Origin of the sequence: Sulfolobus islandicus Y.N.15.51, assembly GCF_000022485.1 — an archaeon.
Lineage (GTDB): Archaea > Thermoproteota > Thermoprotei_A > Sulfolobales > Sulfolobaceae > Saccharolobus > Saccharolobus islandicus.
On record NC_012623.1, the window covers coordinates 2,509,507 to 2,528,596 of the forward strand.

The 19,090-nt window shown below is 35.9% G+C and carries 20 protein-coding genes and 1 pseudogene; 11 read left to right on the forward strand and 10 right to left on the reverse strand.

Annotation, left to right across the window (positions count from 1 at the left end; translation table 11 throughout):
- Window positions 1–7 precede the first annotated feature (7 nt).
- A complete protein-coding gene (gene rtcA / locus YN1551_RS13620; protein ID WP_012718117.1) occupies window positions 8–1,021 on the reverse strand; it encodes an RNA 3'-terminal phosphate cyclase in 1,014 nt (337 codons plus the stop codon).
- 13 nt (window positions 1,022–1,034) lie between these two features.
- Here rtcA and YN1551_RS13625 point away from each other — a divergent pair, with 13 nt between their 5' ends.
- Window positions 1,035–1,478: a hypothetical protein gene (locus YN1551_RS13625; RefSeq protein ID WP_012710412.1), complete on the forward strand. Its 444-nt coding sequence runs from the start codon at window positions 1,035–1,037 to the stop codon at window positions 1,476–1,478.
- On the opposite strand, the gene YN1551_RS13630 is transcribed toward YN1551_RS13625, so the two are convergent.
- Window positions 1,455–2,513: a DNA polymerase IV gene (locus YN1551_RS13630; protein ID WP_012718118.1), complete on the reverse strand. Its 1,059-nt coding sequence runs from the start codon at window positions 2,511–2,513 to the stop codon at window positions 1,455–1,457. The genes YN1551_RS13625 and YN1551_RS13630 overlap by 24 nt on opposite strands.
- Window positions 2,510–3,361, reverse strand: coding sequence for a carbohydrate kinase family protein (locus YN1551_RS13635; protein ID WP_012712891.1), 852 nt, complete (start codon window positions 3,359–3,361; stop codon window positions 2,510–2,512). Before YN1551_RS13635 ends, YN1551_RS13630 begins: the two co-directional genes overlap by 4 nt.
- Before the next feature lie 275 nt (window positions 3,362–3,636).
- On the opposite strand from YN1551_RS13635, the pseudogene YN1551_RS13640 reads away from it, so the two are divergent.
- Together YN1551_RS13640 and YN1551_RS13645 are read left to right on the forward strand one after the other, a co-directional pair.
- Window positions 3,637–4,993, forward strand: a pseudogene (locus YN1551_RS13640) (RuvB-like helicase).
- 83 nt (window positions 4,994–5,076) lie between these two features.
- Window positions 5,077–5,643, forward strand: coding sequence for a GMP synthase subunit A (locus YN1551_RS13645; protein ID WP_012718119.1), 567 nt, complete (start codon window positions 5,077–5,079; stop codon window positions 5,641–5,643).
- Window positions 5,644–5,645: 2 nt separating this feature from the next.
- Here YN1551_RS13645 and YN1551_RS13650 read toward each other — a convergent pair whose 3' ends face one another.
- Complete coding sequence (locus tag YN1551_RS13650) at window positions 5,646–6,467, reverse strand: KaiC domain-containing protein (protein ID WP_225968793.1); 822 nt, start codon at window positions 6,465–6,467, stop codon at window positions 5,646–5,648.
- A 45-nt stretch (window positions 6,468–6,512) separates the two neighbouring features.
- Between YN1551_RS13650 and YN1551_RS13655 the strand changes: the two genes are divergently transcribed.
- From YN1551_RS13655 to YN1551_RS13670, 4 genes are read left to right on the forward strand one after another with little or no spacing between them, the layout of a single operon-like run.
- On the forward strand, window positions 6,513–6,998 hold the full coding sequence (locus YN1551_RS13655) for a cyclin-dependent kinase inhibitor 3 family protein (protein WP_012718120.1): 486 nt from the start codon (window positions 6,513–6,515) through the stop codon (window positions 6,996–6,998).
- Window positions 6,968–7,564, forward strand: coding sequence for an endonuclease V (locus YN1551_RS13660; protein ID WP_012718121.1), 597 nt, complete (start codon window positions 6,968–6,970; stop codon window positions 7,562–7,564). The genes YN1551_RS13655 and YN1551_RS13660 overlap by 31 nt, the downstream gene beginning before the upstream one ends.
- 4 nt (window positions 7,565–7,568) lie before the next feature.
- Entirely contained in the window at window positions 7,569–8,186 is a 618-nt protein-coding gene (locus YN1551_RS13665; protein ID WP_012718122.1) for a cysteine hydrolase family protein, read from the forward strand.
- 8 nt (window positions 8,187–8,194) lie between these two features.
- A complete protein-coding gene (locus tag YN1551_RS13670) occupies window positions 8,195–9,184 on the forward strand; it encodes a DHH family phosphoesterase (RefSeq protein WP_010923864.1) in 990 nt (329 codons plus the stop codon).
- Here the strand turns inward: YN1551_RS13670 and YN1551_RS13675 are convergent.
- Complete coding sequence (locus YN1551_RS13675; RefSeq protein ID WP_012718123.1) at window positions 9,181–9,867, reverse strand: metallophosphoesterase family protein; 687 nt, start codon at window positions 9,865–9,867, stop codon at window positions 9,181–9,183. The two genes, YN1551_RS13670 and YN1551_RS13675, sit on opposite strands and share 4 nt — an antisense overlap.
- Before the next feature lie 31 nt (window positions 9,868–9,898).
- Between YN1551_RS13675 and YN1551_RS13680 the strand changes: the two genes are divergently transcribed.
- Entirely contained in the window at window positions 9,899–11,038 is a 1,140-nt protein-coding gene (locus YN1551_RS13680; protein ID WP_012718124.1) for a DUF763 domain-containing protein, read from the forward strand.
- Between the two features lie 109 nt (window positions 11,039–11,147).
- Window positions 11,148–11,810, forward strand: coding sequence for a DUF47 domain-containing protein (locus YN1551_RS13685; RefSeq protein WP_010923867.1), 663 nt, complete (start codon window positions 11,148–11,150; stop codon window positions 11,808–11,810).
- On the opposite strand, the gene YN1551_RS13690 is transcribed toward YN1551_RS13685, so the two are convergent.
- On the reverse strand, window positions 11,799–12,785 hold the full coding sequence (locus YN1551_RS13690) for an inorganic phosphate transporter (protein ID WP_012718125.1): 987 nt from the start codon (window positions 12,783–12,785) through the stop codon (window positions 11,799–11,801). The two genes, YN1551_RS13685 and YN1551_RS13690, sit on opposite strands and share 12 nt — an antisense overlap.
- Entirely contained in the window at window positions 12,745–13,014 is a 270-nt protein-coding gene (locus YN1551_RS13695; RefSeq protein WP_012718126.1) for a ribbon-helix-helix domain-containing protein, read from the reverse strand. Before YN1551_RS13695 ends, YN1551_RS13690 begins: the two co-directional genes overlap by 41 nt.
- A gap of 128 nt (window positions 13,015–13,142) precedes the next feature.
- Between YN1551_RS13695 and hel308 the strand changes: the two genes are divergently transcribed.
- Both hel308 and YN1551_RS13705 read left to right on the forward strand, forming a co-directional pair.
- Window positions 13,143–15,290 carry an ATP-dependent DNA helicase Hel308 gene (gene hel308 / locus YN1551_RS13700; protein WP_012718127.1) on the forward strand — a complete coding sequence of 716 codons (2,148 nt, stop codon included), beginning with the start codon at window positions 13,143–13,145 and terminating at the stop codon, window positions 15,288–15,290.
- Window positions 15,241–15,426, forward strand: a complete 186-nt coding sequence (locus YN1551_RS13705) for a hypothetical protein (RefSeq protein WP_012718128.1) — start codon at window positions 15,241–15,243, stop codon at window positions 15,424–15,426. Before hel308 ends, YN1551_RS13705 begins: the two co-directional genes overlap by 50 nt.
- Here the strand turns inward: YN1551_RS13705 and YN1551_RS13710 are convergent, their stop codons facing one another.
- Genes YN1551_RS13710 through YN1551_RS13720 form a run of 3 tightly spaced genes read right to left on the reverse strand, consistent with a single transcriptional unit; the run spans window position 15,427 to window position 19,064 of the window.
- A complete protein-coding gene (locus YN1551_RS13710; RefSeq protein WP_012718129.1) occupies window positions 15,427–16,998 on the reverse strand; it encodes an acyl-CoA carboxylase subunit beta in 1,572 nt (523 codons plus the stop codon).
- A 24-nt stretch (window positions 16,999–17,022) separates the two neighbouring features.
- Window positions 17,023–17,532, reverse strand: coding sequence for an acetyl-CoA carboxylase biotin carboxyl carrier protein subunit (locus YN1551_RS13715; RefSeq protein WP_012718130.1), 510 nt, complete (start codon window positions 17,530–17,532; stop codon window positions 17,023–17,025).
- Complete coding sequence (locus tag YN1551_RS13720; protein WP_012718131.1) at window positions 17,532–19,064, reverse strand: acetyl-CoA carboxylase biotin carboxylase subunit; 1,533 nt, start codon at window positions 19,062–19,064, stop codon at window positions 17,532–17,534. Before YN1551_RS13720 ends, YN1551_RS13715 begins: the two co-directional genes overlap by 1 nt.
- Window positions 19,065–19,090 lie beyond the last annotated feature (26 nt).

Sequence of the window (19,090 nt, forward strand, 5' to 3'; positions counted from 1 at the left end):
AGTTCCTTTAAAAGATTTTAGCTTTAAACCTAAATGGTCTCTTACCGCTAACGTCGATTTTAATATCTAGAAACTTCTTTATAATCTCCATATTCGTATAGGCGTGAGATGTCAATTCCGCACCAATGTATTCCCCACCGTAAAGTGATGCAAATATCATGAGCATATCGCTCATGTGTATATCCACAGAGGCCTTAGTGTTAAGATTATTAATAAGTATCCTCGCAGCCTCTTCTCCAACTATTTCAGCTCTTTTACCTCTCTCTCCCAGCGAATCAGCTCCAATAATACTCTTCTCCCCTATGGCAGCCAATGCAATACCACTGCCTTTACTTACTTCACCTTGTCTTACGTCAGTTTCTATTTCAATTGGAACTCCAAGTTTAGATAGGATTTCCCTAGCTGAATTCATCTGTCTCTCTGCGATATGGGCTGGTAAAGATGAAACATGTGAAATTCCCTTTATTATTGTTAATTTACCTAGCTCTAGTAAACTAAAGGCGGATGGGTTTCCATTGACATTTTCAATTATCACTTCTCCTCCACCTTCTGGATAGTGGCCTCTTTTTATCAGGTTCAGCTTTGCTTCAATTCCTATTTTTCTTAAAATTTCCAAATATACAAGTCTAATATAGTCAATGGTAGGAGATTTCGGTACATCAGTACCACCTTTAATTCTAATTCTCACGTTCTTGTTAATTATGGCCGGTAGGACAGTTTGTATTATTAGGGTTACGCTTCCAGCTGTACCAACGTCCATATCTATATTGGTATTTCCCTTGATTTCATGAGGCACAAATATCAGTTCTTTGGATCCTACTTCATCCCCCTTTGTTTCAGCATTTGATATCATCTTCATAGCTTTTACTGCCCATAGATGTTGTCTTTGTAATCCGGGATTAGGTCTATTAGCTCTTATATTAAATATTCTAAATGGTTTACCAGTTATGATAGATAGCGTTAAAGACGTTCTCAGAATTTGTCCTCCTCCTTCACCAAAGGATCCATCTATTTCAATCATTAGGTGAATTATCTTGAAGATCAAATTAAAGTCTCTTGCAAAGGTTGTTGGAGAAGAGGAATTAGCAGTAATACCTTTAGCTGAAAATGAATATTTTATAGAATGTCTAAATTTTTATGAAGATGTAGAAGGAGGAAGACAAGCTAGATTGGTTGTTATAGTAGATAAATATGGAATAATAAGACAAGATCAAGTTAATTTTATAAAAGGTAAAAAGACATTTGTTGACGCTATAGGAATAGAGGATGATTTCAGAAAAATACAAAGTGTGTTGAAGCTGGATAGAATAGCTAGAATGTTTAAAGTTCCATTATATTTTGATGTCGAAATAATTGAGAAACCAGATGTTTCTAAGAGGGGAATAAAGGGATTTTATAACTATTTGTCAGTTCATAAGGAAATAGATATGAGTAAGTTGAAGGGTTTAGTAAGTTTAAGTATCGAAGAACTTGTCTAACCCTATCGCCTCGATGAATTTGCTAAACCTTACTCCAATTCTCCTTATTTTTCTCTCATCCTCTTCCAATATTTTTTGCAGTAACCTTACTGCCTCTCTATACGCTGTTTCCTTACTTATTCCATGAGTGAAAGTTCTTCCTCTACTTACAATATCTAAATCTTCAGTTACTGCAACTACGTGAATAGCTTTAGGAATCTTCTTATCTAACTTATAATATGCCTCTTCTATTGCTCTAAATAAATACGGCTTTATTTCCTCTAAATCCCTGCTATTTCTCTTCATTGTTACGATCCTCCCAATACTCTTCCGTACTCTAGCTCTTATAGGTTCGTTATACTCATCTCTGGCTAAAGAGAACAGATATTTGGCTTTAGCCTCACCAATTATTCCTTTTAGTTCGTCAAATTCAATTCTTAATGTGTCAACTAGTTTGTTGACACCTAACTTTTTTAGTTTCTCCGCAGTAATATCGCCAATTCCGGGTATATCAGCTATATCTAGCTCTACTATTAACCTTTTAACTTCTTCATCATCAATAACCTTTATCCCATTTGGCTTTGCCATATCAGCCGCAATTTTTGCGAATACTTTATTCTTAGAAATTCCCACAGTAACTGTAATTTTCTCTTTTTCAAGTATTTTGTTCTTAATCTCCAACCCTAGGTTATATGCATCTTGATAGTTCTTAACCTTGTCTGAGATATCGAGATAAGCTTCATCTATACTTGCAATCTCGATTTTCTCAGAGTATTCCCTTAGCAGTTTCATTATTCTATTGGAAACTTGCTGATATACTTCCTTTCTCATGGGTAAGTAAACTGCACTAGGTAAAATTTTCTTTGCTTCAACTATTGATATTCCAGCCTTTATTCCAAATTTTCTAGCTTCATAGTTTGCAGTAGCAACAGCTCCACTATCCTCAAATCTTCCCGAAAATACACAAACAACAACGGGCTTTCCTTTCAATGATGGGTTTAAAACTTCCTCAACTTGAGCGTAAAAGTAGTCAAAATCAACGAAAAGAATAATCATTTACATATAACATTTGGTTTCTTCTTCCTTAAATACTCTCTTACCTCTTCTAATGTTGGTGAAGAAATTCCTCCTATCTTCGTAACCTTAAGACCAGATGCAACGCTGGCAACCTGTAGACTCTTTATAATATCCTTTTCCTCAGAATATGTTACATTAAATGCTGCATCAAAAGTATCTCCAGCTCCGGTAGTATCAACTACCTTTTCTACTTGTACTGGTTCAACTGAACACTCTTCAGTCTCAGTAATTATCTTTGCCCCTTTCTTGCCCATCTTAATGACGATAAATCTGGCCTTTATGTTCTTACCTTCTATCATTTCATACTCTTTTTCATTAATATATAAGATGTCTACGTCAATCGACTCTATATTTTTAGCTTGTGGGCCAGGATCATAGCTTACTAATTTTGCATAAGGATCTCTCACAACAACGTTTGGTGATACTGAGGCGAAGTGAATAACGTCAAACAGTCCAAAACGCCTTTTTACATCTTCTCTTGTTAGCAATATTGATGCGCCAAGTCTTCTTACCATAGATAGTGTTCCATCACTTCTCAAGAAGATTAGTGTTGCACTAGGTTTCTCGTTTAATTCCTCTACGTATTCTAATCCTACCCCTAATTCTACTACTTTTTCCATTAGACTTCTAACTACTTCGCTTTTCCCAACCTTTGCTAATAGTTTAGCAGAGTGACCCAGTTTAGTCACTGCCACTGCATAGTTTGTTGCAGCTCCTCCGGGCATGATTTCAAGAACATCCGTCATATGACTGGAATCTATAGGTGGAATAGAATCCAATTTTACTATAATATCAATGTTAAATCTCCCCACTGCTAGGTGTATCAACTAAAATCACCTATGTCAGACAGCCGCCACTCAATCACTTTGTCAGTCCCAAAGGTCTTCATCACATGTTATCTTTACATAATGTTATATTAATAAAGCTTTCATAATTCACGTGATTCGGCTTCCAACCCCTTTCACCTTAAAAGGCTAAGCTTTTAACTATTGCAACGGAAACCCTTTGACCGTAATATTTTATATGCAAGCTTTCTCGCTATACAAGGCCTCATAGATTTAGAGTTAATCTCAAAAACTTTATTATATATTATTATTGTGAGATGTCAGAGATACGCGAGTTAAAGAAACCCATACGTGAAAAAGCAAGTATTCATAGTCATATTAAAGGTTTAGGTTTAGATGATAATGGTAAAGCTAAGTTTATTGCAGATGGGCTAGTTGGCCAAGCTGAGGCCCGAGAGGCTGCAGGAGTAGTTGTACAATTGATAAATCAAGGAAAAATGTCGGGAAAAGGGACTATTTGTTGGTCCTCCGGGTACTGGAAAAACTGTATTAGCAGTAGCGATTGCCAGAGAGTTGGGTGAAGATACTCCATTTACTGCAATTAACGCTTCTGAAATATATTCTACAGAACTTAAGAAGACTTAGATACTAACCCAATTGATAAGAAAATCAATAGGTGTCAGAATTAGGGAAAAGAGACTGGTGTATGAAGGCGTTGTAAAGGATAGGAAGATTAAGGTTGCTAGAAGTAGATTAAATCCCTATTCCCAAGCTCCAGTTGAGGCTCAAATAACTTTAACCACTAAAGACGATGAAAGGACGTTGTCAGTAGGTGAGGAAATAGCACAACAACTCGTATCCTTAGGCGTTAAGAAAGGCGACGTTATCATGATTGATGCTCAAACTGGACAAGTTATAGTTGAGGGTAAGGCTAAGGGTTTTGAAGGTGCTAAAACTTATGATATAGAGACTACGAAAGTACTAGAGATACCTACTGGTCCGGTGAGAAAAGAAAAGGAAATAACAACTACACTCACCTTAAACGATTTAGACCTGAATTTAGCTGCTAGAAATCTAGCCGTTACAGCTATCTTCTCGTTCTTTACGGAAAGAGAAATAAATGAGGACGTTAGAAAAGAGGTAGATAGACTAGTTAAGGATTGGATTAACCAAGGTAGGGCGGAATTGGTAGTTGGAGTGCTATTCATTGATGATGCTCATACGCTTGATTTAGAAGCATTTTCTTTCCTAACTAGAGCCTTAGAGTCCGAATTAGCACCAATACTGATCTTAGCAACCAACAGGGGGCTAACTAAAATTAGAGGAACTGATATAGAATCTCCTCACGGGATTCCTCTTGACCTATTGGATAGACTGCTGATAATACCAACTAGACCTTACAATGCTGATGAAATTAAAGAAATAATCAAGATTAGAGCTGATGAATTAGAAATTGAATTAGATCCTCAAGCTTTAGAGGAATTAACTAAAATAGGTGTTGAAAATAGTTTGAGATACTCTGTTCAACTGTTAGAACCATCTCTTATAATTGCTCAAAGAAATAATAGGAGTATTATAAAGGTTGAAGATGTAGTGATAGCTTCAAAGCTATTCTCAGATGTTAAGAGAAGTGTAAAGTTTGTAAAGGAGTATGAGAATCTATTATTGAAATGATGTCTGGTGACGGCTCTGAGTCAGTGATGTCGCCAAAAAGTCTGATCAATATTTTTTAAATATCCAAAAACTTAGATTCTAGTGTGAAAGTAGGTTTAGTATATTATGGCGGACAATATAATCACCTAATACTTAAGAACGTAAAGTATTTGGGAGCGGACATTGAGGTAATTCCCCCACATAAGCCAGTGGAGGAACTTAAGAAATTCGATTGCGTTATATTTAGTGGTGGCCCCTACTCAGTGTCAGAGGAAATTCAAAAAATGGGAAATTCTCCCCTTTATATAAAAGAACTGAAAGTCCCAATGTTAGGCATATGCCTAGGTCATCAGCTAATTGCCTATGTATTGGGTGGGGTTGTAAGAAGAGCCCTAAATCCAGAATACGGACTCACTAGGATAAATATATTTGACGAAGATACTATTCTGAAAGGTTTCTCACAGCAACTTAACGTTTGGGAAAGTCACAATGATGAGGTAGTTGAACCGCCTAGCGGATTCAGAGTGTTAGCTAGTAGCGCAAATGCAAGAGCCCAAGCAATGGCGAACTCAAGTAATTCAATATTTAGTGTGCAGTTTCATCCTGAAGTTAAACATACAGAAAGAGGAATAGAGATATTTAAGAACTTCTTAGGAGTATGTAGAAAATAGATTCACTTCAATTCCTCCTCAGTCTTTTTGCCACTCTCAATGATCTTTCTCTTTACCTTTTCTGGCAATGTATAATCTTCCCTTCTTTCCTCTAATCTTCCCTTCAAGACTATTCCTTTACCATTAACTATATCTATTTCCCATACATGCTTATCGTGATCGGTTTGTCTCATTTTCTCAATTAATATGTACCTATGTAGTTCTCCATTCCTTATCATCCTTCTGAATCTGATTATCCCATCTGCCACATGCTCTACTCCAAATCCAAATGCTTGTGATGTGGTTATTGCGTATTGTGAAGTAGCATATATTGTGAAATTCCATTTATTTAGGACTCTCTTAAGATAGTAGCTTATTTTTCTTGCCATTGCGGGTTTATCCAAAAATAATGCACTTACTGAATCAATTACCAATCTAGCTTTACCATAACCTAATTTTTGTTTAGCCTCAATTACCTTATTCACTAATTCCTCAGGGGTTAAGTTCACTAAAGACCATTGGTCCTCTTTTTCCTTCATTAGTGCATCTATTATTATCAACTTCTTCTCTATATATTCCTCAAAATCCCAATTAAACTGCTTAGCTTGTCTTATTATTGAATCCCTACTTTCCTCAGTTGTAACGTATATACAAGGATCTCCGTCCCTTAATCCCTTAGCAATGAAGTGAAGTGAAAATATCGTCTTTCCAGTTCCAGGCTCTCCAGTCAACGCTATGAAAAATCCTTGAGGAATCCCACCTTGTATTAGTTTATCAAAATCCAATATTCCAGTAGATAATCTACTTACCATAATCTTAAATATCGATTTTGAGAATTTTAAAATGATCTGTGACGCTCAGCGGATCTTCTGATATGGAAGTGATGAATAATGTATTGGGTTAGAAGGAAAACCATAGGAGGTTCTGGATTACCATATACCGAAAACGAGATTTTAGAATGGAGGAAAGAAGGAGTGAAAAGAGTATTAGTTTTACCAGAGGATTGGGAAATCGAAGAGAGTTGGGGAGATAAGGATTATTATCTGTCTATTCTCAAGAAAAATGGACTTCAGCCCTTACATATTCCAATTCCAGATGGGGGAGTTCCATCGGATTCTCAATTTCTTACAATTATGAAATGGCTATTAAGTGAAAAAGAAGGTAATCTAGTTCATTGTGTAGGTGGAATAGGAAGGACTGGTACAATTTTAGCTAGTTATCTAATTTTAACTGAAGAATTGGAAGTAGAATCTGCTATTGACGAAGTTAGATTGGTAAGACCTGGTGCAGTACAAACATATGAGCAAGAGATGTTCTTATTACGCGTGGAAGGGATGAGAAAGAGTTGGTTGAAAAACATCTACTCGAATTCTTAGAGAAATTACAATTCCTTATCTCAAAAAACGTTAAAATAAGTCATTACGGAATTGAGAACGTTAAGAAAATCTGTGGGGTTGATATTGCATATAAGGGTAATCTAGGATTCTCAGTAGGTGTAAGTATGGATATTAATAGTGGAGATTATAATTACAAATCTTATGTTGGTGAAGTGAATTTCCCATATATTCCAGGTTTCCTTTTCATGAGGGAAGCTCCATTAATGATAAAAGCAATAGAGGGTTTGGATTGTCACCTTCTTTTGGTTGATGGTCATGGGATAGCTCATCCTAGGAAAAGCGGAATTGCTACAGTTATAGGCGTTCTCCTAGACTTCCCAACAATTGGGGTAGCGAAATCTAGGCTTACGGGTGATTTGGTTAATGAAAGTGAAATTACCTATGTATATCTAAATGGAGAGAAAGTAGGGGTTAAATTCGGTAGATATTTTTATAGTCCAGGAAATAAAGTCGACTTACAAGATTGCATTGAACTAGGTAAGAGGGGTTATCCTAAAGTTCTAAAAATAGCTGATATGCTCACTAAGAAGATAAAAAAGGAATAAAACTGTGCGTGCAGTAAATTTAATTATGAAAATTGAAGTACCATCTATTCCCGAGCATAAAGAGGTAATATTAGATCCTACTAATACAGCATTAATAATTGTAGACATGCAAAACGACTTTGTGAGGAAAAACGGTAAATTATCAGTTTCTACTGCAGAGGCTACTATACCATTTATAAAGAGATTAGTCGATAAGGCAAGAAGTTCCAATGCGTTGGTAATATATACACAAGATTGGCACATGAAAGATGACCCAGAATTTAAAATATGGGGAGAGCACGCATTGGCTGGAACTTGGGGTGCAGAAATAATTGACGAATTAACTCCAGAAAAGAGCGATTTCATAGTTAAGAAGTATAGATATGATGCCTTCTTTGAATCCTCATTAGACTATATTCTTAGAGTTAAGAATATCAAAAATACCATAATTACTGGGACTGTTGCAAATATTTGCGTATTACACACTGCTGGTAGTGCTGCTTTAAGATGGTATAATATAATTATGCCAAAGGATTCAATATCTGCAATAACGGAGTTTGATTATTATGCTACTTTAAGGCAAGTAGACTTTTTATACAAGGGTATAATAACTACTGCAGATGGCATTAAATTTGAGAGGTAGGTAAAAAGTTGGAATATTATGCAATAGTACATAACGATTTTGATGGAACAGCATCTGCAGCCGTTTACGCTAGGGCAATTAAATCATTACCTAAAAATGTATTTTTTACAGAGCCAAACAAATTGCATTCACTTCTAGCTTCATTAGAGTTAAGAGGAGTATATAACGTTATGATAGCAGATTTGGGAATAAATGCCAGTACTTTTAATGAAATTATAAGGAATTTGAAAAAACTCATTGACCAAGGTGCTAACGTGGAGTGGTTTGATCATCACGTTTGGAAGGATGAATGGAAAGAGGAATTGAAAAAAATCGGCGTTTCAGTATATCACGATACTTCGACATGTGGTGCAGGAGTTATATATAAATATAAGAATCCTAATGATGAGTTTTCTAGGAGATTGTCTTCAGCAGACTGTTCAGTTGATATATGGCTTCATGATGATCCAATGGGAGAAAAATTAAGAAGAATAGTTGAGAATAACAAGGATTACTCATGGAAAAATGAGCTAATAAAAATGTTTTATAACGGAATATTGTGGGATGATACATTTGATAAGATGTTAGAGGAAGTAGTTTCCAGAGAGTTAGAGGGTTATAAAAAAGTAATGAAGAGTTATAAGTTAATACAAATTAACGGTCATAAAGTTGTTGTAGCAGTAAGGTGGAAAGGTCCTCCAGATATAAGCTATGCTTCACAGTTTTTGATGACTAGAACTGATGCTTCAGTTTTTGTATCAGCAAATGGAAAAAGTATTTCTTTTAGAAGTAAGGAGATTGATGTTAGACAGTTTGCTGTTAAGTTAGGAGGAGGAGGGCATCCCTTAGCAGCTGGTGCACAACTAAAAGTTCCCATAATATATAGGTTTTTAAATAGGATTGGAATTAAGGGTCCCATGCTAAATTGGGTTACTAAAATCGTTCAGAATACCATAGCAGACGTTGGTTTCATAACATATCAAGAGAGTAAAAAGAGTAGCGCTTCTTCGCCGTATTAAAGAGTGTGGATAGTTATAATTCTCTTATTAGCAGGTAACGCTACATTGTATACTCTAACGCTTTTCACTACTGAGAGTATTCTTTTTGCGTAATGTGCGTGGCCATGGATTGCTATATTTGGTAAACAATCTTTTCCCTTAGTTGATAACTCCTCTAAAACTCTATATCCCAAGTGTGGATATACACTTTTTCTTTCACCGAATACTGTTTCAAAGGTACTGGCGTAATGAGTTAAAAGAATTTTGATATCTGCCTTAGAGTTACAACTCATTTCAGTGATTTTTTCTAACCTTTTCATATAAAGGTCTTCAGTTATCCCGTTGCTTGTTTGCCATAATGTTGGCTTTTCCAGAACTCCTTCACTACCAATTATTATAAGTTTTCTATTCTCTATCTTGATTTCTACTTTTTCATCCTCTAGCCAAATTATATCGCTATAATTTTCTCTATAAAATTTTCTATTTTCTATAAAATCTTCATTACCAAAAATTGAAACTATTTGCTTTACTCTATTTTTTAGAGCGTTATATACGGGAGTAAAATGTAGATACTCACCTCTCTCAACTAGATCTCCAGCTAATAATGCTAAATCAGCCTTGATATTCCCGAGTTCTCGTAAGGCTAAGAAGAATTCGGTTAAATACCTAGGTGAGTGTATGTCAGAGGTTGATATGATAAGCATATATATACCTTATCTTCAGAACTTATAAAGTATGGAAGTAGAGGGAATAGCTGACTTACCGCTTCATACTGGTCATGTTCCCCCGTGGTTAGTTCCCATTATGAAAAGGTTAGCTAAGGCCATAGTTGAAATAATGATTCTTGAATTAGGTCCTCAAAAGGTTGTAGAGAGGTTTTCGAATCCCTTGTGGTTTCAAGGTTTCAATAACATTATTGGAATGGATTGGGATTCCTCTGGCTCTACAACCGTAACATTAGGTATTTTGAAGGACATTACAAACCCTAAAGTTCATGGTTTTGCTGTGCTGGGAGGTAAAGGCAAAAATGCTCTAAAGGTTCCAGATGAGGTAGATATGTTAATTTTTGATGTAGATAAGAATAAAATTAAAAATATAAGTAAAATAGTAGCAAAAGTTGATTCAACCTTGGTTCAAGATGGACATCAACTCTATCATCACACCATGCTTGTAACCGAGGACGGAAAATGGAGCGTAATCCAGCAAGGCATGAATTTAGAAATAAAGTTCGCTAGGAGATATCATTGGAAAGAGACTGATAATTTTGTGGTAGAACCTCATTCTGCAATATCTGGTATTAAGACTAATGTTGTAGTTAACGCAATAGATAGAGATAAGGATAGGACAAGGAAGTTAATATTAGATTTGCTGAGGGAGAATCCCAATAAGATAGTCTCCTTATATACTCAAGCGATGGCTATGCTTAAAGGTCAATCAACTTTAGACATGTGGATAAAAGGAGGATCAATAGCGTTCGTATCCAAAGAGGCTAGATTAATTTACATGAAGCCCGTGGATGTTAATAGAATCAAACAAGTACTAAGAGAAATGTATGAATCTAACCCACTTACATTTGAGGAAGCACTAATTAATGGTTTAGGTCCCTCCACAGCTAGGGCGTTGTACTTAATAGCAGATCTAATATATAACGAGCCGCCATCTTACAAAGACCCGATGAATTATCCTTATGACCCATTTAAGTACGCATTTGCTATTGGAGGTAAAGATGGTATTCCATATCCAGTTAATAGGAAAGCTGCTTGGGAGGTGATATATACCTTAGAAGATTTTATAACTAGAGCTAAGCTTGAAGAAGGCGATAAACGATTAGCCTTAAGGAAGTTAAAAGAACTTTCTAAAGGTATTGAGAAATAACCAACGAAAGGAAATATAAATCCAGAACGAGAATAGTCGTTAAGTCAAGTGATCTGAGCTACAAGTAGAGAAGTACTTAAATATAATTGCCTACAATAATGTTTTTAGAATGTTCAAATTAAGGCTAAATAATAAGGAAGAAGAGGTATTTGAGAGAATTAGCTTTACTGCAGAACTAATAGGTGAAGCAGTTAAGATTTTGCAAAACGAAGTAAATCACGTAAGAAAGGGTGAAAATGATCAAATTCCGGCAGATTTAATTAAAATTAAATCTATTCACGAAAGGGCTGGAATGCTACGTGAGGAAATACTTTCAACTCTTTATGGAGAAGCATTTTTACCAGACTTTAAGGAATCAATGGTAATGTTGACTCAGGCTCTTTTTAATACTTTGAGTTCTGTAAAAGATGCGGCTAGAGCTTTGGGGTCTAGGAAAGTTGATCTGAAATGCGTGACAATTCTATCAGACATGTTAATTACGTATCTAGCATTGGTCAATGAGGCATCACTTAAGATTCACGAACTAACGAGGCACCTGGGATCAGATGTTGAAGTTTCATTAAAACTAAGTAGGGAAATACAAGCAATGGAAAGAGAAGGGGATGATATCAAGGACACTCTTTTGCAGAGGCTTTATGAGATAGAGAAGGAAATTGATATTATAAGTATACTACAAATGAAAGATGTGATTATATTTATAGACGATATATTGGACTCGTTAGAAGATGCGACACTAAGTGTGGAAGTATTTTATGCTACACTAAAGTCCTAATATACTCTTTATTACTCCAAAGATTGCCAATGAGAGTATTATAGCGAAAATTGGGGATGTAGCCCAACTCCTAAATATTTGTATTACTTGTTTTCTAACATCTGATGTAAAGCTTCTAAAACTAAGCCCTACTATGCCACCAATTATTGTTTGGGTTATCGATAGCGGTATTCCTAGAATTGTGAAAATTTCATTTATAACATTACTTCCTATTAATGCTGATGATGCACCTAAATATCCTAATTTAGTTATACGAAATCCCACCCTTATTGCTATTCTTTGACTAGTCAAAACTCCTAATGCAGCAGATATACCGTAAAGAGGTATCACAAGGTATGCTGGAGCAGAGAGTAATGCAGAAGATACTATTATGCCTATCGCATTAGCCCCAACTATAAATGAGGTAAAGGCTGACGAGAATAGTATAAGGTTTTTATATATTGTAATCTGTTTAATAATACGAGTCTCTGCACTTACAACCTTATTCAACGTTAAATATAATAGAAGGGAAAATCCAATTGCGACTATTGGCGAGATAACCCACGAGCTTACTATTACCCAGAATTTTACCCAGTCTAACTCTATAAATCCATGCGACATTAAGGTTAATATCGCAATTGACGGATAAAACGTTTGACTTAAAGAGGAAGGGATACCTGATTTGTTTAAATAATAAAAGGTGATTATTGATGAGGATAATGAGGTAAAAATACCTATAGCCACGTATAAACTATTTCCATACACTACCCCATAAACACTGTGTAACATAGTCAAACTACCTAATACTACACCAACTAAAATAGAGACCATATTTAATATGTAAGCATATCTTCTTTTTATGGCATTAGTTGCGAACAATATACCTAATGATGTTGCATTATTATTAGCTCCTATCACGTAACTGGATATTAGCCCTACAATAAATAATAGGTATTCAATAATGTTCTGCATTGAGATTATTATTGTGATTGCCATTTCTTTTCAGATACCCTAAATAGTAGATTATAGCATCTCTTATAAAATCGCTTCTGTTAGTATATCCTAAATTCCTTGCAACATTATCAACTTCTTTTATAAATTCGTTCTCCAATTTAAAAGATATCGTCACAGTCCCAGTAATTTCTAACTCAAATGTTTGATCATCCACCTTTTTCAAAGTCGTCATGTGAATCATAAATAGTATATGATATAAGTACATAAACATTTTGTCTTGTTTTCCAACACTATACTTATATAACTCTATCTACTACAATGAAAAATTTTCAACGTATTTCTTTACGGAAAATAGGGTGATAGTGCTTAAAAACCTTCTGCGAGAATTAAAATAAGTTTATGAGTTTAGAATTAGAGTGGATGTCAATAGACGACCTAAAATTACCTAGTAACGTTATTGATATAATAAAAAATAGGGGTATAAAAAAACTTAACCCACCTCAAACTGAAGCGGTAAAAAAAGGTCTATTAGATGGAAATAGACTACTATTGACTTCGCCTACTGGTTCTGGGAAGACATTAATAGCAGAGATGGGAATAATTTCATTTCTTCTAAAAAACGGAGGAAAAGCAATATATGTGACCCCACTTAGGGCTCTTACGAATGAAAAGTATTTAACTTTTAAGGATTGGGAATCGATAGGTTTTAAAGTGGCTATGACTTCAGGTGATTATGATACAGATGATGCTTGGTTGAAGAATTATGATATTATAATCACCACTTATGAAAAGTTAGATTCCCTATGGCGTCATAGACCAGATTGGCTTAATGAGGCTAATTATTTCGTACTGGATGAACTACATTACCTTAACGATCCTGAAAGAGGGCCAGTAGTTGAGAGCGTCACAATAAGGGCTAAAAGGAGAAATCTATTAGCATTGAGTGCTACAATAAGTAACTATAAGCAAATAGCTAAATGGTTAGGAGCAGAATCAGTGGCAACGAATTGGAGACCAGTTCCCCTCATGGAGGGTGTTATGTATCCAGAGAGGAAAAAGAAGGAATATACTATACTTTTCAGAGATAATACTGCCAGGAAGGTTCATGGAGATGACGCCATAATAGCTTATACTCTAGATAGTCTAAGCAAAAATGGACAAGTTTTAGTTTTTAGGAATTCCAGGAAAATGGCAGAAAGCACAGCATTAAAGATTGCAAATTACATGAATTTTGTAAGTTTAGATGAGAAAGCCATATCTGAGATTTTAAAACAATTGGATGATATCGAGGAAGGTGGAAGTGATGAAAAAGAGTTACTAAAATCTCTTATAAGTAAGGGAGTCGCATATCATCACGCTGGACTATCAAAGGCGTTAAGGGATATAATAGAGGAGAGTTTCCGTAAAAGAAAAATAAAGGTGATCGTAGCAACTCCAACCTTGGCAGCTGGCATAAATTTACCTGCTAGAACAGTAATAATAGGAGATATTTATCGATTCAATAGGAAGATAGTTGGATATTACGATGAAATTCCAGTTATGGAATATAAGCAAATGAGCGGAAGAGCTGGTAGACCTGGTTTTGATCAGATTGGCGAGTCAATAATTGTGGTAAGGGATAAGGAAGACGTAGATCGAGTATTTAAGAAATATATACTATCTGATGTTGAACCCATTGAATCTAAACTGGGTAGTGAAAGGGCATTTTACACGTTCTTACTTGGCATACTTTCTGCTGAAGGTAGTCTGAGTGAAAAACAGCTGGAAGCCTTTGCATATGAATCTCTGCTTGCAAAGTCAGTAGTTGACGTTTATTTTGATAGGGCCATAAGGTGGCTATCAGAGCATTCTTTTATCAGAGAGGAAAATAATACGTTTACTTTAACTAATTTTGGAAAGAGGGTTGCTGATCTATATATAAATCCATTTACTGCTGACATCATAAGAAAGGGGCTTGAGGGATATAAGGCTTCGTGTGAAATAGCTTACCTCCATTTACTAGCGTTTACTCCAGATGGACCATTAGTATCAGTTGGAAGGAATGAGGAAGAAGAGCTAATTGAATTGCTGGAAGACCTAGAGTGTGAGCTGTTAGTAGAGGAACCTTATGAGGAAGACGAATATTCCCTTTACTTAAATGCGTTAAAAGTGGCGTTGATAATGAAGGATTGGATAGATGAAGTTGATGAAGATACCATATTGGGTAAATATAACATAGGTTCTGGAGATTTGAGAAATATCGTTGAAACTATGGACTGGTTAACCTATAGTGCTTACCATTTATCTAAAGAGTTAAGGTTAGATGATCACAGCGATAAACTTAGGATCTTGAACTTAAGAGTGACTGATGGTGTAAAGGAAGAGCTATTAGAATTAGTTCAAATAGGTGGTGTAGGTAGGAAGAGAGCTAGATTATTGTACAATAACGGAATTAAAGGACTAGGTGATGTTGTAATGAATCCAGATAGAGTTAGGAACTTGTTAGGCCAAAAGCTAGGTGAGAGAGTTGTCCAAGAGGCTGCAAGATTACTTAATAGATTTCATTAATTTGCCAAACGGAGAAATATTCATTGTAAGGGATGAGTGTAATACATTAAAAAGGCTTAGGCTAATCCTTTTAGCCTTGGGTCAAGAGGTACAACTTAACAATTGTGAAGAGTTGATTTGTAGAAAAAAGATTTGATCAGAGAGGTATGTTGCCATGTTTCTTGGGGTATCTGAATTCCCTCTTATTTCTTAACATTTCTAATCCTCTAGCTATTACCTTTCTGGTGTCCTTAGGCTCAATGACGTCATCTATTAAACCTTTCTCAGCTGCCCAATAAGGATTAGCGAACAATTTCTTGTATTCTGTAATTTTTTGTTTCAAGAGTTCCTCTGGATTTTGAGCACTTTGTATTTCCCTTCTATATAATATTCTAACTGCACCTTCTGGACCAGTTACAGCTATCTCCGCAGAAGGCCAAGCATAAACTAAATCAGCACCTAAACTTTTAATGCTCATTGCAATATGAGCACCACCATAAGACCTTCTTACAATAACCGTAATTTTTGGTACTGTGGCCTCAGCGAATGCGTATAACATTTTAGCACCATGCCTTATTATCCCTTTATACTCTTGGTCCGTCCCTGGAACATATCCTGGAGTGTCAACTAAGCTTATTACCGGTATATTGAACGCATCGCAGAATCTGATAAATCTAGCAGCCTTATCCGCAGCGTCAATATCTATTGCTCCTCCATAATATGCTGAATTATTTGCGACAATTCCCACAACGTTCCCATTTATCCTTCCAAATCCCACAGTAATATTTTGTGCCCACAATTTGTGAACTTCCAGGAATTCGCTATTGTCAACTATATTGTATATTAAGTCCCTTATATCAAATGGTTTTACTGAGTCTGTAGGTACAATCGATTCAGCACTCTGCACTGCCCTATCAGCAGGATCACCGGTATCAACATATGGAGGTTCTTCCATATTGTTTGAAGGCAAGTAAGACAATAACCTCTTAGTTATGTTTATTGCATCTTGTTCATTTACAGCCACAAAGTGAACTACTCCAGATTTTGTTGCGTGTATTATTGCACCACCTAGGTCTTGATAACTCACTTCTTCGCCTATTGACACTTTAGTAATCTCTGGTCCGGTTACAAACATGTAATATGCGTCTCCTTTTATCATTATTAAGAAGTCAGTAAGAGCAGGAGAGTAGACTGCACCTCCAGCTGCCGGTCCTGCCATAATGGTAATTTGTGGAATTACTCCAGAAGCCATTACGTTCATCTTAAACACTGCACCATATCCTTCTAGCGATAGTGCACCCTCTTGTATTCTTGCTCCACCAGAATCGTTTATTCCTATTACTGGAGCACCAACTTTTAGGGCTAGCTCATAAGCTCTAACTATCTTATTTGCGTGTGTTTCTCCTAGGCTTCCTCCGAGTATCGTAAAGTCTTGAGCATAGGCGAAAACTTGTCTACCATCAATTTTTCCCCATCCAGCTATTACTCCATCTCCGTAAAACCTATTCTTATCCAACCCAAATTCAGTTGCTCTAGTAGTGGCAAAAGTCAATATTTCATTGAACTTTCCTTCATCGAACAGCTGATTTAATCTCTCCCTTGCCGTTAGTTTACCTTTACCATGCTGGAAGTTTATCTTCTCTTCTCCTCCACCCTTATATACCTTTTCCTTTAATATTTTCAAATCTTCAATTAATTTATCCATTGAAGGTTTTTCATATAGAGCCATTTATCTCACCTCATAACTGTAAAACTATTTTATAACAACTAAAATATCTCCCTTCTTTACACCTTGTCCTTCCTTGATCAGAATTTTTTGCACGATCCCACCTATTGGCGATGAGATTACCGTTTCTGCCTTCATTGCCTCAATGGATAACAAAGGTTTACCCTTATTTACTGCATCCCCTTCCTTTACTCTAATCTTAACTACCCTTCCAAATAATGGAGATACAATTTCTCCTTCCTTTCCTCTAATTATTTCCTCAACTCTTTCTTCTCCTTTTATGGGAATTTCAGTTACCTTATCTAACCTTAAGAAATCCTGATGGTTAAATATCAAAGTACCATCAGACTCTATGAAAACATAATATTTTTTCCCATTAATCTCAAATAAATACTCATTTTCCCTATTGCCTGATCCTAGATATTTTACCTCATAATTTTTATCTCCTATTTTTATTTTATCAAGACTGTTGTTGCTCTGTTCATAAGATACTAAATACATATCTCCCAATTCGCTATAAAGTCTAAATAATCTCATTACCACAACACCCTTGGAGAGGATTGGAATATGATACCATAAGTTTTCCAATTACTTTTACCATTACTAGTTGAGATGGGTACTTTCTGTTCAGTTTTTTTCTTCTTCATCAATCCCCTATTATAAATCGAAATGGCTATTGCAATTTGTATCTCTTGTTCTTCTTTTAATTTGGTCGTAAAGTACTCTGCTTTCTCAGATATATATGCAGTAGTGAAATTACCTTCCCAGAAGTCTGGATCTTGCAAGATCAACTTATATAATGGAATTGTAGTTTTAACTCCTCCTATTTTATAATCGTTTAGAGCCCTTAGTCCGACTTGAATCGCGTAGTCTCTACTTTGTCCATAAACAATTAACTTGGAAACAAGGGGATCATAATATGGTGGAACCCATGAACCAAGTTCTATACCGCTATCCACTCTCACACCGGGACCAGTTGGTTCCTTATAATAGGTTATGTATCCGGATTGAGGCGTGAAGTTATTTAATGGGTCCTCAGCGTTAATTCTAAACTGTATTGCATGTCCTCTTATTTTCAAGTCTTCTTGAGAAAAAGGTAAATATTCACCAGCAGCTAGTCTTATCTGTAATTTGACTAAGTCTATTCCAGTTATGAACTCAGTGACTGTGTGCTCTACTTGAACTCTTTTATTAATTTCTAAGAAGTAAAATTCACGAGTAACTGGTGAGAACACGAACTCCATGGTACCTAAGGTAAAGTAGTTAATTTCTTTCCCAAATCTTATTGACGCCTCAATAATCTCCTTTCTTTCCTCTTCTTTAATGGATGGAGAGGGGGCTTCTTCGATTAACTTTTGGTTCCTTCTTTGAATTGTGCATTCTCTTTCAAAGGAGACTACGTAATTTCCATACTTATCTCCTATCAATTGCGTTTCAATGTGTTTTGGTTTTATAGCAGCCTTTTCTATGTAAATTTCTGCCCTGCCAAAGGCAGAGTACGCTAATCTTTTGCTTCTTTCAAAAGCCTCAGCTAGTTCACTAGGATTATCAACCTTTATAATACCCACTCCTGCTCCACCTCCCGCAGCCTTCAACATTATGGGATATCCTATTTCTCCAGCTATCTTTAACGCCTCATCTACATTTTCAATTGGTGTTAAAGGTCCAGGGGACGTGGGGACACCAGCCTTTCTAGCTATCATCTTTCCTTCCAATTTGTCCTTGATTCTATTCATTACAGAAGCAGAAGGTCCTATGAAAACCATTCCAGCTTTTTCAACAGCTTCTACAAAAGACGCGTTTTCGGAAAGGAACCCATAACCGGGATGTACAGCATCTGCATGAGCCTTTTCTGCCGCATCGATAATTCTTTCAATATTCAAGTAACTTTCTAAAGCTGGAGGTGGCCCTATCCAATAAGCTTCATCTGCATATTTAACGTGGGGGGAATATTTATCAGCATCAGAATATACAGCAACTGCCTTCATTCCCATTTCTTTTACGGCTTTCATAACCCTTATGGCAATTTCTCCTCTGTTGGCTACGAGAACTTTATTAAAGGGTGGCATACTATATTAATATAGTTAGACTGGTT

What these genes read in the sequence shown, in the direction of transcription:
- YN1551_RS13680 (WP_012718124.1), top strand. Translation starts at nt 9,899, where the DNA reads ATGGAAGTAGAGGGAATAGCTGACTTACCGCTTCATACTGGTCATGTT.
- YN1551_RS13685 (WP_010923867.1), top strand. Translation starts at nt 11,148, where the DNA reads ATGTTCAAATTAAGGCTAAATAATAAGGAAGAAGAGGTATTTGAGAGA.
- rtcA (WP_012718117.1), bottom strand. Translation starts at nt 1,021, where the DNA reads ATGATTGAAATAGATGGATCCTTTGGTGAAGGAGGAGGACAAATTCTG.
- YN1551_RS13715 (WP_012718130.1), bottom strand. Translation starts at nt 17,532, where the DNA reads ATGAGATTATTTAGACTTTATAGCGAATTGGGAGATATGTATTTAGTA.
- YN1551_RS13720 (WP_012718131.1), bottom strand. Translation starts at nt 19,064, where the DNA reads ATGCCACCCTTTAATAAAGTTCTCGTAGCCAACAGAGGAGAAATTGCC.
- YN1551_RS13690 (WP_012718125.1), bottom strand. Translation starts at nt 12,785, where the DNA reads ATGGCAATCACAATAATAATCTCAATGCAGAACATTATTGAATACCTA.
- YN1551_RS13655 (WP_012718120.1), top strand. Translation starts at nt 6,513, where the DNA reads ATGTATTGGGTTAGAAGGAAAACCATAGGAGGTTCTGGATTACCATAT.
- YN1551_RS13675 (WP_012718123.1), bottom strand. Translation starts at nt 9,867, where the DNA reads ATGCTTATCATATCAACCTCTGACATACACTCACCTAGGTATTTAACC.
- YN1551_RS13695 (WP_012718126.1), bottom strand. Translation starts at nt 13,014, where the DNA reads ATGTTTATGTACTTATATCATATACTATTTATGATTCACATGACGACT.
- YN1551_RS13710 (WP_012718129.1), bottom strand. Translation starts at nt 16,998, where the DNA reads ATGGCTCTATATGAAAAACCTTCAATGGATAAATTAATTGAAGATTTG.
- YN1551_RS13630 (WP_012718118.1), bottom strand. Translation starts at nt 2,513, where the DNA reads ATGATTATTCTTTTCGTTGATTTTGACTACTTTTACGCTCAAGTTGAG.
- hel308 (WP_012718127.1), top strand. Translation starts at nt 13,143, where the DNA reads ATGAGTTTAGAATTAGAGTGGATGTCAATAGACGACCTAAAATTACCT.